Source organism: Pedobacter cryoconitis (assembly GCF_014200595.1).
Lineage (GTDB): Bacteria > Bacteroidota > Bacteroidia > Sphingobacteriales > Sphingobacteriaceae > Pedobacter > Pedobacter cryoconitis_C.
This window is the reverse complement of record NZ_JACHCG010000001.1, coordinates 2,571,362-2,587,683: the sequence shown is the minus strand read 5'-3', so window position 1 is coordinate 2,587,683 and position 16,322 is coordinate 2,571,362. Positions and strand designations below refer to the sequence as shown.

The 16,322-nt window shown below is 38.8% G+C and carries 15 protein-coding genes and 1 tRNA gene; 8 read left to right on the top strand and 8 right to left on the bottom strand.

The window, feature by feature from the left end; genetic code table 11:
* Window position 1: 1 nt before the first annotated feature.
* Together HDE70_RS11040 and HDE70_RS11035 are read left to right on the top strand one after the other, a co-directional pair.
* Window positions 2-751, top strand: coding sequence for a hypothetical protein (locus HDE70_RS11040; protein ID WP_183890037.1), 750 nt, complete (start codon window positions 2-4; stop codon window positions 749-751).
* A 10-nt stretch (window positions 752-761) separates the two neighbouring features.
* On the top strand, window positions 762-1,139 hold the full coding sequence (locus tag HDE70_RS11035) for a hypothetical protein (RefSeq protein ID WP_183890035.1): 378 nt from the start codon (window positions 762-764) through the stop codon (window positions 1,137-1,139).
* A 240-nt stretch (window positions 1,140-1,379) separates the two neighbouring features.
* Here HDE70_RS11035 and HDE70_RS11030 read toward each other — a convergent pair whose 3' ends face one another.
* On the bottom strand, window positions 1,380-2,693 hold the full coding sequence (locus HDE70_RS11030; RefSeq protein ID WP_183890033.1) for a site-specific integrase: 1,314 nt from the start codon (window positions 2,691-2,693) through the stop codon (window positions 1,380-1,382).
* Window positions 2,694-2,941: 248 nt separating this feature from the next.
* Window positions 2,942-3,014, bottom strand: a tRNA-Lys gene (locus tag HDE70_RS11025).
* Between the two features lie 169 nt (window positions 3,015-3,183).
* On the opposite strand from HDE70_RS11025, the gene HDE70_RS11020 reads away from it, so the two are divergent.
* Complete coding sequence (locus tag HDE70_RS11020) at window positions 3,184-4,629, top strand: adenosine deaminase (protein WP_183866832.1); 1,446 nt, start codon at window positions 3,184-3,186, stop codon at window positions 4,627-4,629.
* Between the two features lie 9 nt (window positions 4,630-4,638).
* Window positions 4,639-5,523, top strand: coding sequence for a glycosyl hydrolase (locus tag HDE70_RS11015; RefSeq protein ID WP_183890032.1), 885 nt, complete (start codon window positions 4,639-4,641; stop codon window positions 5,521-5,523).
* Between the two features lie 51 nt (window positions 5,524-5,574).
* Here the strand turns inward: HDE70_RS11015 and HDE70_RS11010 are convergent, their stop codons facing one another.
* Both HDE70_RS11010 and HDE70_RS11005 read right to left on the bottom strand, forming a co-directional pair.
* Window positions 5,575-7,584 (bottom strand): alpha/beta hydrolase domain-containing protein, encoded by a 2,010-nt coding sequence (locus HDE70_RS11010; RefSeq protein WP_183890030.1) that lies wholly within the window; start codon window positions 7,582-7,584, stop codon window positions 5,575-5,577.
* Complete coding sequence (locus HDE70_RS11005) at window positions 7,575-8,627, bottom strand: ATP-grasp domain-containing protein (protein WP_183890028.1); 1,053 nt, start codon at window positions 8,625-8,627, stop codon at window positions 7,575-7,577. The genes HDE70_RS11010 and HDE70_RS11005 overlap by 10 nt, the downstream gene beginning before the upstream one ends.
* 63 nt (window positions 8,628-8,690) lie before the next feature.
* Between HDE70_RS11005 and HDE70_RS11000 the strand changes: the two genes are divergently transcribed.
* Entirely contained in the window at window positions 8,691-9,944 is a 1,254-nt protein-coding gene (locus HDE70_RS11000; RefSeq protein ID WP_183890026.1) for an endo-1,4-beta-xylanase, read from the top strand.
* On the opposite strand, the gene HDE70_RS10995 is transcribed toward HDE70_RS11000, so the two are convergent.
* Both HDE70_RS10995 and HDE70_RS10990 read right to left on the bottom strand, forming a co-directional pair.
* On the bottom strand, window positions 9,941-10,846 hold the full coding sequence (locus tag HDE70_RS10995; RefSeq protein WP_183890024.1) for a helix-turn-helix domain-containing protein: 906 nt from the start codon (window positions 10,844-10,846) through the stop codon (window positions 9,941-9,943). The genes HDE70_RS11000 and HDE70_RS10995 overlap by 4 nt on opposite strands.
* 63 nt (window positions 10,847-10,909) lie before the next feature.
* A complete protein-coding gene (locus tag HDE70_RS10990; RefSeq protein WP_183866838.1) occupies window positions 10,910-11,713 on the bottom strand; it encodes an SDR family oxidoreductase in 804 nt (267 codons plus the stop codon).
* A 227-nt stretch (window positions 11,714-11,940) separates the two neighbouring features.
* Here HDE70_RS10990 and HDE70_RS10985 point away from each other — a divergent pair, with 227 nt between their 5' ends.
* Window positions 11,941-12,813, top strand: coding sequence for a universal stress protein (locus HDE70_RS10985; protein WP_183890022.1), 873 nt, complete (start codon window positions 11,941-11,943; stop codon window positions 12,811-12,813).
* A 433-nt stretch (window positions 12,814-13,246) separates the two neighbouring features.
* Entirely contained in the window at window positions 13,247-13,870 is a 624-nt protein-coding gene (locus tag HDE70_RS10980; RefSeq protein ID WP_183890020.1) for a carbonic anhydrase family protein, read from the top strand.
* Window positions 13,871-13,947: 77 nt separating this feature from the next.
* Here HDE70_RS10980 and HDE70_RS10975 read toward each other — a convergent pair whose 3' ends face one another.
* Window positions 13,948-14,421, bottom strand: coding sequence for a DinB family protein (locus tag HDE70_RS10975; RefSeq protein WP_183866841.1), 474 nt, complete (start codon window positions 14,419-14,421; stop codon window positions 13,948-13,950).
* 77 nt (window positions 14,422-14,498) lie between these two features.
* The gene (locus tag HDE70_RS10970) at window positions 14,499-15,395 is read right to left on the bottom strand and encodes a helix-turn-helix domain-containing protein (RefSeq protein WP_183890018.1); all 897 of its coding nucleotides are present in this window, start codon (window positions 15,393-15,395) and stop codon (window positions 14,499-14,501) included.
* Between the two features lie 159 nt (window positions 15,396-15,554).
* Between HDE70_RS10970 and HDE70_RS10965 the strand changes: the two genes are divergently transcribed.
* On the top strand, window positions 15,555-16,313 hold the full coding sequence (locus tag HDE70_RS10965) for an SDR family NAD(P)-dependent oxidoreductase (RefSeq protein WP_183890016.1): 759 nt from the start codon (window positions 15,555-15,557) through the stop codon (window positions 16,311-16,313).
* The last annotated feature ends 9 nt before the right edge of the window (window positions 16,314-16,322 follow it).

Below are 16,322 nucleotides of genomic sequence, written 5' to 3'. Positions count from 1 at the left end.
TATGAAACGAATTAACAATCAACAAATCATAGTCCCTTTAGAATTTAATGTGGCCTGTGCGATATATAAAATTGAGATAATAGAAGTGTTACAGGTTTTCGTTGATCATGTAACCCTGTATGATACCATGAGCGATGTTTACAACGAGGGGTTTTCAGAGGCTACCAGAACCGTTGGTTCTTACGTAAGAGCAAAAAGGAAACGGCTTGTACAAAGCAAAGCCATGAGGAATTGCAGAGCATTACTCATATCCTGTCTATCAAACATTAAAGTATTGGCCACAAAAAAGGCAGGCTTGAGCATTGTTAAAAGAAAGAAAACTCGACCCCTTGTAAACATGATTTTTGAGGCAATGGAACGGGTATATATCATTTCAGACACGATATATCTTGATGAATATTCTGCTATCAAATTGAGCAGAGATTTTTGTGTACTCTGTGAAGCCCATAATTGCTATCCAAAAGAATTTCTGGAACATTTCATGGGTAGAATTTCAGTAGCGGATGCCCATGCCCATAAAGGACTGAAGGTTATCTATGATAATTATACTTTCTCTTTTTTCTCGAACATTGCCAATGGTTTTGGGAGAGATACTAAGGAAATGTTTGATCTAACTGACGCTGAACTTGATTTTTATGAAAGAATGGAAGAATTACATCTGGAACTCTATACCGTACGTGAGCTAAAGGAACGGGCAAGCATCTTAAGAGATTTTTATTTATCACATTATCAGTCTATCACCAAAAACTAAATTTACCATCATGGAAACAGCAATCAATATTACCCTGCCAGAAGATTTTCACACACTTTGTAGTATATACCAGATCAAGCCAGAGGTTTTTGTACAGAGTTTTATTGATCAGGTTTCCTTTCCTTCATTTTACAGTAACCCCATGGGAAGCAACCGTTGGGCAACATTCTTCTTTCTCAATTTCTTGGATATAGAAGAATCTAAATACGAGGTGAATGAGGATTTGGAAAGCCAGTATCTTAATTTATTTAACGATGCTATCAGGTGCAATCTTGATGTCAATCCAGAGGATATGGTTAAATCTGTAAAAGGTGGAAGGGAGATCATGAGGCGATGGCTAAAAGCTGTACTGGCTGAACGCACAAAGTATATTATCGATAATTTATAGCAATACTTATAATTTTGGGTGAGTGCTCGAAATAAACCACTTGCTTAATCCCCCCGCACGGTGCGGCCTGCGGAATCCCTACGCCTAAAGGCCACCAGCTATTCCCGCTTTTGGCATTTACGGAGTGGTAGCCGTCGGTTTTTGTACTTCTCAGTTTGGGTGGTGCTAACTCGAGCGCTAACCCTTGCAGGGCGAAAACACGCCCAAAGACCGTTCTTCGGGCGTGTTTGCTATCAGTAATTAGATTGCTTTGTGGTAGTGTTCAGGCGCTAATATCAAATTTGGTAATGTCGCTGTTATTTTTGCTTCCATTGCTTTTATCTCTACTTCAAGGCTCGTTGCAAACATTGCCTTTAGTGGTGCCATGTCTTTACCTACTTTTTCATCGAGCATTTTGGCATAAAGCTGGGTTGTACGAATATTGGTATGTCCCATCATCTTGGAAACGCTTTCAATCGGCACCCCGTTTAGCAGGGTTACAGTTGTGGCAAAGGTGCGCTTTGCAATCCGGTTGCCCAATGTTTGGGCAACGTCTGAAAGGACGGCAATTTCTGTCAAGTATTCGTTCATCTTCTGGTTGCTGGGAATTGGGAACGCCCTGTCATAGTTAATACAAAATGGATGATCTTTGTACCTGTCCAGAATATCTCTGGCAACTGGCAACAGAGGAACTGCCACTCTTGTACCTGTCTTTTTTCTATAGCTGAACAGCCATCTTTCCCCATCGATTCCGACACGTATCTCGGATAGTTTAAGCTTTTGGACATCAACATAAGATAGACCAGTATAACAGCTGAACAGGAAAAAGTCCCTTACCTGTGACAGTCTTACAGTTGTAAAAACTTTGTCAGCAATCCTTTGCAGTTCATCTTTGGTCAGGTAAGTCCGTATAACGCCTTTTGATTTCAGCTTGTAGCCAAAGAAAGGATCGCTACTGATCCACTTATTTTTCATGCAGATACGGACAATTTTTCCAAGATTTTTAAGGTGCTTACTTGCCGTGTTTGTTCCGTTGTCCTTGGAGGTATGGAGGTAGAAATCAAAACCATCTATAAACTCATGGTCTATATGCCTGATGTTAAGGTCACTTTTCTGATATTTAAAATACAGGTAATCTTTGACATGTCTTTCCAGTATCTCAAATCTTTTTAGCGTTCCTTCGGCATAATCTTCCTTTTCTACCAATGCCTCCATGTTTTTATTGTGGATTTTAATGGCTTCTAGTATGGTGTGTCTGTGTTCTTCTTTTCCTAAGTATTTGCATTTAACACTATTGGCAGTTATTTCGGTTCTATCCGTACTAAGCAGGGTATGGGCTGCATAAACCTCTGCTTTCATGTTTTCCAGATAAGCATTCAGGGTTTTAACATCTTCCTTTGTGCCGATGACTTTCCCAGCTTTTGCATTCCATCGCTCCGGCTCACAATTCCTGCTTGTTGACATTTCCGCACGAACTCCGTCTACAGTAATTCTTAAAAAGATAAAATAAACAGCCCCTTTTGTGTAGTTTTTTGGCTTTTTCAAAAAGAAAAGTACGCTAAAATTGGTTTTCATAATGATAACATTAAGGTTAAACAAAAATAGCTTTGCAGTTCAATATATACAAGATATTCATATTATGAACTGGCTGAATATCAAGTGATTAATTCATGTTAGGGGAGTTTGATGAAATAAAGAACAACGCGCCTAATGACGCTCATTTTATATGCGATTTATTGCATATTTTGATATATCCCGTAAAAGCAAAAACCCTGCAATCTTTTGATTTGCAGGGTTTTAGTTCTTTTTGATACTATTCTTTGTGATCCCGCTGGGATTCGAACCCAGGACCACTACATTAAAAGTGTAATGCTCTACCAGCTGAGCTACGGAATCATTCTCCTTGATTAAGGAGGGGCGAAGATAGAAAAATAAATTATATCTGTACAATAATTTAAATAAATAAGATCCGTTTACTGATTACTAATGCATATATTTTGAAATATCTATAGTATGTTTGGATATTACTAACTGTTTTTATCTGCTAACAATCCAATCATAGTTAATGAGAAAGTATCTGACTGTATTCTTTGCCCTTTTTTTATTTCATGCCCATGCCCAATCGATCAGTAACTACCTGGAAAAAATCAGAAACAATCCGGCAAAGCTAACTGCTTTCTTTTCGCAAATGCCCAAGGGAGGTGATCTTCACCATCATTACAGCGGCTCTGTTTATGCAGAAAGCTTCATTAATTATGTGGTTAAAAAAGACTATTTCATACAGCGGGAAACACTTCAGATATCAGAACAGAAACCATCAAATGATAAAGACTGGAGCAGATTCAGCGAGCTGGCAAAAAATCGGCAATTAGATGAATATAAATTCAGGATGTTAAAGAAATGGTCTGTTAAAGACTATAATAACGTCAGTATTCCTTCCGATAAACAATTCTTTGAAACTTTCCCGGCTTTTGATATTGCAAGTGAAAAAGATATCGACTCCGGATTACTGGAAATAAAAAACCGGGCAGTCAAAGAACATGTCAGTTATATAGAAACCATGCTTGGCTCGGTTAAATGTGACCGTATAGATGAGCTGAGCTCACAGTTCGATCCAAAATTTCATAATGTACTTCAGCAAAAAGATGAACAGCATACACAGGCACTGCTGGATACACTTTATAGTAAGCTGCTGGAAAAAAATATCGTTTCCTGTGCGGATAACTTCAGCGTAAATACAATTAATAAATTACATAATTCCCTGCATATCGATGATGCTTCATTTATCATGCGTTACCAGACTTATACCGTAAGAATTCTGGAAGCCAGTGAAGTGTTCAAACGATTGCTGCTGGCTTTTGAGGCCGCCAGTAAAAACCCGCTTATAGTTGGTGTAAACATCCTTTCTCCAGAAAATAATGAGGTAGCTATGCGTGACTACTGGTTACATATGCAGATGTTCAAATACTGCCATAAAAAATATCCTTTGGTTAAATATACGCTGCATGCAGGTGAACTTACACTTGGTCTTGTTAAGCCAGAAGAATTAACCTGGCACATTAACTCGGCTGTTTATGATGCAGGTGCCTCGCGTATCGGACACGGTGTAGATATGCCATATGAAGCAAATAGCTACGCCTTAATGAACTATATGAAAGAAAAGGGGATAGCTGTAGAAATAAACCTGTTCAGTAATGAATTCATTTTGAAAGTGAAAGGTGACCGTCATCCGGTAACTCTTTATAAAGAATTTAATGTTCCTATTGTAATCAGTTCGGATGATGCAGGAGTACTGCGAACCAACTTGACTGATCAATATGTATTACTGGCCAGCAGATATCCGGAATTTACTTATGATGATATCAAAAAGATCGTTTATAATAGTATAAATTATTCTTTTATCAAGGAACCATCAGTGAAAAAGCAGTTGCTTACCAAGTTGGACAAAGATTTTATAACATTTGAAAAACTTGTTTTAAATACTCCGAACGGGAGAAACATTAATCATTAATTTCACATTATGGTCAGGACATTAAAGCTAGGACTTCTTTTCTTTTGTGCAGTAGCTGCGGGATGTAGTAAGAATAACAATTCATCGCCGGATAATAATTCGTCACCAGATAATACCGTCGTAGTTGCCGGTAAAAAGGGAACTGATTTCAATGTGAATAATCAGAACGGTACATGGTGGGGAAATGTTATTAACCTGCAAAGCCACTGGTACTATACCTGGGGGACAGATCTTCCACTTCAGAATGCGCCCCAAAACTGTGAATTTGTGCCCATGTTCTGGGGCAGGTCAAATGTAAGTGATGCCAATATTGCTTACGCTAAACAGCTTGGAACACAGGGAAAAGCAAAATTTATTCTGGGATTCAACGAGCCCGATCTGGGCGACCAGTCAAACATGTCTGTACAGGATGCCCTTGCAGCATGGCCTAAATTAGAGTCCATAGGCCTGCCTTTAGGTAGCCCTGCAACAGCCTGGCCAACCCGGCAATGGATGTATGACTTTCTGGATCAGGCAATCGCGCAAAATAAACGTGTTGATTTTATCTGTGTACATATGTATGTAGGCACTGATGATGTAGCCTTTATCAAAGTTTTACAGGATCTGCATGATAAATATAAAAAACCGATCTGGATCACTGAATTTGCCACTGCTGCAAATAATGCGACTACTATGGCACAGAATCCATATACGCCGGAGATGGTTCTGGCCTTTATGCAAAGATTATTACCCAAGCTTGAAGCACTGGATTTTGTACAACGGTACAGTTGGTTTTCAGGTTCACCAACCAGTTCAAGGCTCTGGTCTTCTGCACTGGTGGATGCCAACGGCAACCTGACAGCATTGGGTAAATGGTATTCAGCTTATAAGCCGAATACGGCTATCAGGAAATAATTTAACCCGGTCAGTCTAAGTCTCAGACCTGACCAGGTTAAATCCAAAGAACTATTTTTTTACAGGATAGTTCCTTATTGCATTTTCAATTTCCGGCGTTACATCTTCCTGAAGTAAAAAACCTGCTTTAACAAGGTCTTCACCAGCCTTCTTTACCGCCGCGATATATTGCGCATTGCTGGCGTAACGTTCCTCCAGAGATAATCTTGGATCTCCGGCTGCAATACGCTCAGATCTGGTTAGCTTAAAAGGGATAAACATTCCATTGAGAGAAGCTAAATCACCCTCTCCATAACCTTTTTTCCGAAGACTCCAGCCTGTATAAGTTCCCAAAGGAACCCTGATTGCTATATTTTGTATCCCGCCTTCTTCATTGCCATCTGCATCTACTTTTGGAACCAGTACAACATACCTTTTGTCCTTTACAACTTTAGGCGGCTCCTTTAATTCACCCGAAAGATCTCTGGCAGAGAAATTCCGGCCAAAATCTAAAAGAGGAGGGTTGTTCACCAAACCTTTAAACGGAATTCCGGGTATAGCAGGCCATTGAAAACCTGCTTTGTCAGCTTGGACTAGCGTACCATTTGCTAAAGTAGGATAAGTACTTTCCGGTGGCCGCGTGCCTTTCAGTACCCATCTTTCCAATGCGACTAACAAAGCGCGAAGTGTCGGTGCTACCGGATTGTTATTCGTATTGAAACCCGTTATCGGATCAATAAAATCCATTGGTGAATGCTCTGTACCATTAATCAGGTAAATCCTTACGTTTTCCGGAATAGGCAAATCTTTTGTTCCATCGGACTCGGTATTCGTCAAAGATGCCCTCGACTGCCAATATTCTGTAGAACTTAATGTCTGTATGATCAGCGGACAAGTATTTGTCTGAGCACAACGTGCAAGAATACCTCCTGTAGTGCCTGAAATAACATCTAAACGATCGTCCCAGGTAAAAGGAGGTAAGTTCACTGGAAAAATATGCTCTTCATGTTGCATTCCACCACCACCTGGCCGGCCGAAACGTACATTTAGTGAGATGCGGCGCGTACCAATATGTGCATCAACACCATCAAAAACCTTTTTCCCTTCTTCATCCTGGTTGAACCCCAAATCCAGAAATGTCCTGATGAAGTTGCTGCATTGTGATACGCCCTGAATAATTGTGGCCTTAACAGGTATTCTATTTGAAGAAGAATCCAGGTTAATCTCATCCTTTCTCAGAAAAGAAGTCATATCGCGGATTGCCGCAAACCCAAGACCCAATACTAAAGGGTTTTTAGCCTGATATACCAGCTCATAGATATAATTTGGATCAAAACCAGTTTTTATGGAGATATTGGTTGTACTTGGAGTACCCGGAAAAGGAACATAAGTACAGTCAGAAAATGCCCAATCATTGTTGTCAAGCGGGATTCTGGGATCTTCTTCATGTATTCTTTTGGTTAATATCAGCTTCTTATTGTCGAGGCTTACTGTCTCATAACTATGGTGCGCGAGCCCTGTAAAAACGCCGCTGCTTAAATTCAGTGTCTTTACTGGTTTAACTACGCTGTATTCTGTACGAAGCCAGTCTGATATTTCTTTTCCGTTTGCTGTGGCTACCGGGACCTTCATCGTGAGCCTCCCTTCACCGGGAAGGACGTCTCCCTGCCAGGCGCACCACAAAACTACATAACCCCTTTTTAACAGGGCTTCATCGGCGCCAAAAGCATTTCCTCTATTGGGAAGACTCAAAAAAAGAAGTCCATTACTTTTGATTTTCTCCACCGGGCAAAGTAGAATAAACTCACTGACATATTCAACCATGCCCTTTGAGTTTCCTGGAGCCAATGCAATATCCTGTATCCTGCCATTCAGTGGATTGGTGGGGTCAACCTCTCCATAAGCGTAACCTTTAATTTGCTGGTACGATCCTGCATTGCCAAATGCTTTTCCATTTTTATAAGGTGCTGTACTTGTGACCTCGATTCTTGTGATTTTTGCGAAAGAAGAAGTACACCAAAATATCAGCAGGAGCGATAGCAGATAACCTTTTCTTGTTAGATATATGAAAGCTATTCCCATCTCTGTTTCAATATGTTTTGTAATAATTGATTAAAATCCCATCCAATTTTCCTGGCGGCAAGCGCACTTAAGCTATCTTGATCTGATCTCTGAGGCCTCCCCGGGCCAGTCATATTAGGTTTCATATTCAGATCAAACAGAAAATACTTCCCATTGTCATCAGCCCTGCAATCTATTCTGATCGGGGCTTTTGCGTCTATAATTGATGCAGCTTCCGCACATTGTGCACTAACCAGGATAATCTCTTCAGTATTTTCTTCCTCTTCATCTAAAACCACGCTGTTGTTTACAATCGCTACCAATCCATTGTAAGGTGCAATTCCATGAGCGTGATTAAAGCGTTTCACTGCTGGTAAACTCCAATGCTTATTTTTGATTACTTCGTTATTATTAATGATATAAGTACCTGGTGGCATTACGGTCAATGTAATCTCCTGACCATTCAAATAAGGCTCTGCATAAACAGATGTTCCATAAAGATCACTGGAGAACAGTGCTGTTAACAGTTCATCCAATGCAATTTTATCATTAACCATGGCAACTCCCTGGCTTCCCCGTCCACGGATCGGTTTTGCTACAACCGGATATTGGAAATTAAGTTGATAATCATTTCTGTTAGCTGCACTGATAATCAGCGCATCCGGTACAGGCAGACCTTTGCTCCGAAGTAAATTGTTGGTGTAAAATTTATCATCATATAAATCTGTGTCGCCGGTACGTTGGCCTACCAGCCACACTTTTCCATAAAAAGCATCGATAGGATGGCCCTGGTACAAAACAGTATTTAGCCAGAATGTATTTGCCCCTTTGCTGATTGCTGATCTGATACCTGCTTCAGTATCTGGAAATACCCAGTCATAATAGTATGCTACATTCGGAGAATCGACAGGTGTTACAATTTTAATATTTTGTGTATGGAGCGAATAGGCGATGTCAGCTCCGCTATCAGAATATCCACCAGATTTCATAGGTTTAATAATCCCATCTTTCGCAGGCGCTTGTTGATGTTGATATAAGACTGCAACACAGATCGGTTTTTTCATATCTTTAAGTTACTCTAATTTAAGTATTGTTACCAAAGACTATTAAAACGTTTCAGATAATATATGACTTGCGAAAAAGAATTTATAATGAAAATCTCTATGGGGTTCCTGGTACTTACAGGTATTGTGCATCCAGGCTGTTCAAAGGATGCGCTACAAAAGGAACTTTCTAAGGATAACGGAGTGAAAAACGTTCAGGTTTTGGCCGATACAGGTAAGGTGCTGCAATTCGCGAATCCAAATGTGATAATTGGGGCAGCGGTTAATGTAAAGCTGCTTGCTGCTGATGGGATTTATAGAGATCTTGTTAAAAAACAGTACAATAGTGTATCGCCAGAAAATGCGATGAAAATGATCAATCTACAGCCTCAGGAAGGTAATTTTGATTTTTCGGATAAAACCATAGAAAATGTAGCATTGGATTTTGGAAAGAAACGTATTCATGGGCATACCCTGGTCTGGCATCGCGGACTCCCGAACTGGGTGAAAAACCTGGAAACAGCAACCCTGCCTAACGGAACTACCAGAGCTCAGCAAATGGATAGTATTCTCAGCAGGCACATCAGGACCGTTATTGCCAATTATGATAACCCTGCATCTATTTATAAAGATAATAATGGAAAACCACTCCTGAAATCGTGGGATGTAGTCAACGAAGCATTGGATGACAATGGAGATTATCGCGCCACACAAAACATTTCCAATGGAGAGGATAAGGGTAGTATCTGGTACAGGACTATAGGAAAATCATACGTGCAGAAAGCCTTTACTTATGCGAGAAAGGCCGCCGAGGCACAGGGAGATACAGATTTAAAGCTTTTTTACAATGATTATGGCCATGAATATTCTGCCAAAAAACTAGACTCCATTTATAAAATAGTGATGGCCCTGAAACAAATAACATTTAATGGAAAACCTATTATAGATGGCATCGGAATGCAATTCCACATCAATATTAATACCTCGCTCGCCAATATTAAAAATGCACTGATCAAAATGAAATCTACAGGTCTTTTAATTCATATCGCTGAACTGGACATCTCGTTAAACAAGCCCGGCTTACCATTTTCTGCGGCTGCGTTAGATGCACAAAAGCAGAAATATAAGGACGTAGCCATGTTATACAGAAAATACGTCCCAGCAAATCAGCGCTGGGGTATTACTTTGTGGAACGTGGGAGATAAAGATTCATGGTTAACCTACACTAGTAACACTCAGGTAGATGCTGCTTGTCTGTTTGATTTGGATTACGGTCAAAAACCTGCGTTTTTCCAATTTTATGATGGTTTAAACTTAGACATACCCGCAAGCTATTAATTAAATGATTGCCGGAATTTTAACGGAGAAATATTGGTTTTCTTTTTAAAAAGTTTATTGAACGACTGTGGATACTCAAAACCTAATTGATAAGCAATTTCAGCAACTGAAAGGTTGGTTATTGAAAGATATTCTTTGGCTTTTTCAATCAGTTTTTCCTGAATATGCTGCTGGGCACTTTGCCCGGTAAGAGACCGTAAAAGATCACTCAAGTAATAAGATGACAGATGAAGTTGATCTGCTAGTGATTCAACAGTAGGGGGCCCCGTTTTTAACGTTTTCTCATCGTTGAAATATTGGTTTAACAGCAGTTCCATTTTGGCTAGGACATCATGATTTGCAGCTTTCCTGGTAATAAACTGGCGCTGGTAAAACCGGTTGCAGTAATTTAACAACAGATCAATTTGCGAAAGTATGATATCCTGCGTATGCCGGTCAATATGCTGGTATTCTTCCGCGATCTTATGAAATATCTCCTCAATGTTCTTTTCTTCTTTTTCCGAAAGATGTAATGCTTCATTTACCGTATAGGAAAAGAACCCATAGTTTTTGATCGCAGCCGCAAGTGGATGTTTGTATAGGAAATCGGGATGGATAAATAAGGCATATCCGGTTGCTGGGGTGAGTATATCCATCTGGTCAGCATCTAAAGACAGGATCTGTTTAGGCGCAAGAAAGGTCATTACCCCTTTATCGTAATCATAATATTGCTGGCCATATTTTGTCTTCCCCGCAATATTCCTTTTCAGGGAAATACAATAAAAATTGACAGAAAAGTGTTTCCAAATCGGATCGTCTTTAAAACGCATATCCGAAATATTAACTACACTTACCAATGGGTGTAACGGCTCTGGTAAGGATACCAAACGATGTTTTTCTGATATGGAATTAATGATTTTCATTGGAATGGGCTTTATAAATTTACAACAAGCAAAGCAATTTTCTGTCAATTAACTCTATTAGTTTTATCCTAAGGTTTGCTTTTTGATTTCTTTCCTGAATTCTTCGCTGCCAATTTCCAAATGGCGTGCATACATAGCTTTTGCATCTTCGCCAGCCAAATAACGAATTTGATCTTTCTGATCAGTGGCTGCTTCATAAACTACTTCAGCAATTTGTTCAGCAGTTGAAGCCATCTCCATCATTCCGTCTATAGTTGAAAATAACTTGTTCTCTATTCCGAGGTATTCAGAGTGAGAACTTCTATCGAGAGATCTTCCAATAAAATCAGTTGCAATGCCGCCAGGAGCAATAGTTTTGATACCGATATTGTGTATACCTAATTCAAACGACATGCTTTCTGACCAGCCTTCTATAGCAAACTTTGTTGCGTGATAAATAGAGTGTAATGGAAATCCAAAAAGTCCGCCCATTGAAGTTGTGCTGATAAATAAACCGCCTTTCTTTTCTCTGAAATGTGGAATGAATTCTTTTGTGACGCGCAGCACACCTAAAAGATTAGTGTTAATCTGTCTTAAAATCTGTTCGTCAGTTAATGCTTCAAGTGCGCCCATTAAACCATATCCTGCATTGTTAAATACTACATCAACCGGGTATAAAGAAATAGCTTTGGCTGCGGTATTTTTAATTTGTTCCGGATTGGTTACATCAAGTGGCAACAAAATAACATTTTCCAACTGGTTGAGTTCTGTTTCCTTTTCCGGATTTCGCATCGTACCAATTACATTCCAACCTTTTGACTGAAATAATCTGGCGGTGGCTTTTCCTAAACCTGTTGATGCTCCGGTAATAAAAATTGTTTTTTTCATTTCTTTTAATTTACAGTACAAAAATCCCGCAAAAACTAAGAACATATGTTTCCAAACCGGGGTTAATTGTGTCCAGATTTCGGGTAAATCAAATATTATTCATTCAATGAATGTCAATAATATTGCCTTTTAATGTAATTAGCTATGCAGTTTATGTGATCATTATCATATTTTATTCTGGCTTTTTTTATAAAATTTGTTAAGATGTACATCTAAAACTATATATCATGAAAACTATCCTGGTACCAACTGATTTTTCTTTGCCAGCTGAAAACGCAGCACATTATGCTGTAAGCCTGGCAAAAGTCTTAAAGGCAGATGTTCTGTTGTGTAATGCGATCAAAGTAACTTCAGAAATGCCTATTGCAGCACAGGTTACCTGGCCTATAATGGACTACTCAACCTTAAAGCAAGAAGCGATAAGCAATTTAGATGCATTGGTTGAAAAATTATGTGACCCTTCTTCCTTGGACGAGGATCAAAGTTTACATCCCAGGATAGTATATGAGAGTAATAAAGGTACCGTTCATCAGGTGGTAAGTGCCCTAATTAAAGAAAATGAAATAGACCTGGTGGTTATGGGAATGGCTGGAGCTAGTGGATTGGTTCAATTCTTATTAGGAAGCAATAGTAAAGAAATGATTGAAAAAGCAGATTTTCCTATTCTATTCATTCCATATGCTGCTGGTTTTAAGAAAATCCTGAAAATTGTATTTGCTACAAATTTAGATAGAAATGAATTAGGCCCACTGAAATCATTGATTAATCTTGCCGTTCTATTGAATGCTGAGATCACCATTACTCATATTACCAATAAAGAAGTTAATGTGGATAGTAAGCAGCAGTACAAGATGGATGTTTTTATGAGTGAAGTTATTGAGAAAATAAATCATCCTCAGATCAAATTTGAAAAAGTGTGGAATATAGATGTTGATAATGGATTGGATTGGATTATTGATCAGCAGGATATAGACATGATAGCCGTAGTCCATCACAGGCACCACATTCTGGAAAGGATATTTATTGGAAGTCATACGCAGAGACTTTCAAGGCATATTGAAATTCCTCTTCTTGTATTTCCACCGGATAACGAGAGTTAATATCATTAATGCTTGGTGAGCTTATGTCTTTCTTTTGCCCCATAACTTCAAATGTAATGCCGGTAATATCTGGGGTTATTCCTTGAAAAAAGCGTTGCTTATAACCCGCGCACTCTTTTTTACCTGTACCTATGTGTTATTGAGTATAAAGTTATAAGTTTAGTTGGCGGTATAACATGATGATAATCAGTGTTAACAATGAGGGTTGCCACTTTCTATTGAGATACCAGTGAATTATTATTCTTACAGCCTGAGCGAAGAAGCGTTTTCTGAAGACGTGTTTTTGACTATAGTTTGATAATAAGCAGTAAAAACCATCAAATATTATCATAGCGTTATTATATTAGTGCGTCTTTTTATCAATTTGCCTACAGATACAGCGTTGAAGAAAGCCTCAATATTTTATATCCTATAAACTTGATAAAGATTGATTATGCGTACACATTCAAAAGAAACACAAAGTAGTTTAACTCCTGATCTGGCACTTGAAATTTTAAAAGAAGGAAATCAGAGGTTCGTGAATAATTTAAAAGCAAACCGGAATCTGTTGCAACAGGTTAATGAGACTTCTGCCGGACAGTTTCCTTTCGCCACTGTCTTAAGTTGTATGGATAGTCGCACGTCTGCTGAATTGATTTTCGACCAGGGACTTGGTGATATTTTCAGCATTCGGATTGCAGGTAATATTCTCAACGAGGATATTTTAGGCAGTATGGAGTTTGCCACTAAAGTGGTAGGTACGAAAATAGTACTCGTACTTGGACATACAAAGTGTGGTGCTATTGTTGGGGCTTGCAATAACGTGAAAATGGGAAATCTTACGGGATTACTGGAAAAAGTACTTCCGGCCATAGAAAGCGAGAAAAGTACTCATGCAAACAGAAATGGCTCAAACCCTGCATTTGTAAATAATGTTACTAAACTGAATGTACAATTAACTATTGAACGAATCAGAAAGGAAAGTCAGATCGTATCTGATTTAGAGCAGCAAAAAGATATTAAGATCATAGGGGCTGTTTATGATGTAGATAACGGAAAAGTTGACTTCTTCGAATAGCATTAGCTTATATTTTGCACCCGCATAACCATACCAGCACCAGATTTGTTATAGCCAAATCTGGTGCTGGTGAAATTTTAATCCCAGATCTTTGGCCTGTTAATATTCAATGTTCTCATATAGGATAGAAATTGTCCTGTATGTACTGCTTCATGATAAGCTATCCGTTGAATGAAATCGCCTAAATTCCTTAACTGGCCCAGTTCTTTTCGGATAATTATTATACCGGACAAATCATCGGCTGAAAATGAGCGAATGCATTCCAAAAAAACTTTTCTGAAAGGTTTTGAGAATTCTATTTCTTCTGAAACACTTGTAAATGGCTTGTTTTTCCATGGAGAGGTATAGCTTAAGCCATCCGATCCTTTGTTTTCTATGAGCTTATGAAAATCAAACTCTCCTTCCAGAACATGACGTACCATTTGAATACTGGTCATAGCATTATAGTCTGGTTGCCAGTTGTAAAGTGCTTCGGGCATTGCCTTCCAAAGGATAGAGCTTCTTCTTCTGATCTCCTCAAAGTTTAAAATCATTAAGTCCGTCGTAGTCATAGTTTAAAATTTTTACTAAGTTCTACCATTTAGTATAAATACGCTTCAGTTTAAAATGAAGTATGTATTTGATCCCTTTAATTAAGAAGCCTGTAACTATTTGGAGAATAACCAGTGCTATTTTTAAATATACGCGTAAAATGTTGTGGATATTTATAACCTAGCTCATAGGCAATCTCGCTTATAGTTTTACTCCTGTCTAAGATCTTTTTCTTGGCTATATCTATTATTCTGAGTTGAATATATTCCAAAGCTGTTTTTCCAGTTTCTTTTTTTACCATATCGCCAAAATAATTGGGGGAAAGATGAAGCTCTTCGGCACAGTAAGTAACAGCAGGCAAACCTATGGTCTGAGGTTTGTCGGAGTTAAAATAGTCTTTCAATAAACGCTCAAACTTTTCAATATGACCATGACTGGCATCGGCGCGGGTAACGAACTGCCTGTCATAAAAGCGTAGACAATAGTTAAGGAATAATTCGATATTATTGCTGATCAAAGTTTTACTGTGTTTATCATTTCCTAGCTCCAATTCATACTTGATCTTATCAAAGCAGTCGAGAACAATCTTTCTTTCCTTTTCTGATAAGTGCAGCGCGTCACGCGATTCATAGGAAAAAAATGTGTAGTCATCCATGTCTTTACCAAGTGATGTGCCATGTATAAGGTCTTGATGAAAAAGAAGTGCATAACCCTGAGGCATATAATCCGCATTGATATCAACATTAATTATTTGTCCGGGTGCAACAAATACCAATGTTCTATCTTGGTAATCATAAGTATGACGGCCGTATTTTATATTACCGCATTCCACATCTTTCAGGTAAACTGCAAAAAATCCAAAGCTCATTCTGGAAGCATAGATCTCAGGTGTGGTACCTGTAAAATTGATTATGCTTACCAGCGGATGCAAGTTTTCCTGATGATAAAATTTATCATGTTCACTAACCGTATTTATTCTCAATATCTCATCCATAATTTTTAACTAAAATCTGGCTCAAATTTAATGTTATTCTTAGCGCCGGTAAATTTCTGTAACTAAACCTGTAAAAATGGTAAGTAAGTCTGTATTCTGTATAAGTTTTATGGGTAATAATTGGCTGAACTTTGTAACTGTAAATATAAAAAACAGGTTATGAATATAATGAAAGATAAGGTAGCATTGGTTACAGGTGCTGCATCAGGACTCGGGTTCGCGACAGCAAGAGCATTTGCACAAGCAGGAGCTTCAGTGGTTCTAGCTGATTGGAAAGAGCAATCTGTAAATGCAGCGGCTCAATTATTAAAAGCTGAAGGATTTGAAATATTGGCAATAAAATGCGATGTGTCTGATGAAAAAGAGGTTGAACAAATGGTGGAAAAGACAGTAGCTGAATTTGGTCATTTGGATTTTGCCTATAATAACGCCGGAGTACAAAATGAATTGGCAGAAGCTGCCGACCAAACCAGAAATGATTTTGACCGCGTTACCAGCATTAATTATCAAGGGGTATGGAGCTGCATGAAATATGAATTGCAATATATGCGTAAGCAAGGAAGTGGCGCAATCGTAAATTGTTCATCTATAGGCGGTATTCGTGCCGGAGCGCAAAGGGGTATTTATCACGGCGCTAAGCATGGGGTTATCGGTTTAACTAAAAGTGCAGCTGTAGAATATGCTGGTAGGGGAATACGTATTAACAGCGTAAGTCCGGGGTTATTTCAAACCGCCATGTCAGATCAGATGATTGCCGACGGACAGAAAGAAGCGCTGGAAGGTATGTTGGAACAGGTGCCTGCGGGTCGTTTAGGTCTTCCTGAAGAAATTGCAAGTGTCGTTTTATTCCTTTGCAGTGATGCTGCAAGTATGATAATAGGACATAACCTGGTAGTAGATGGAGGTTTAACGTTGTAATGAAATTTA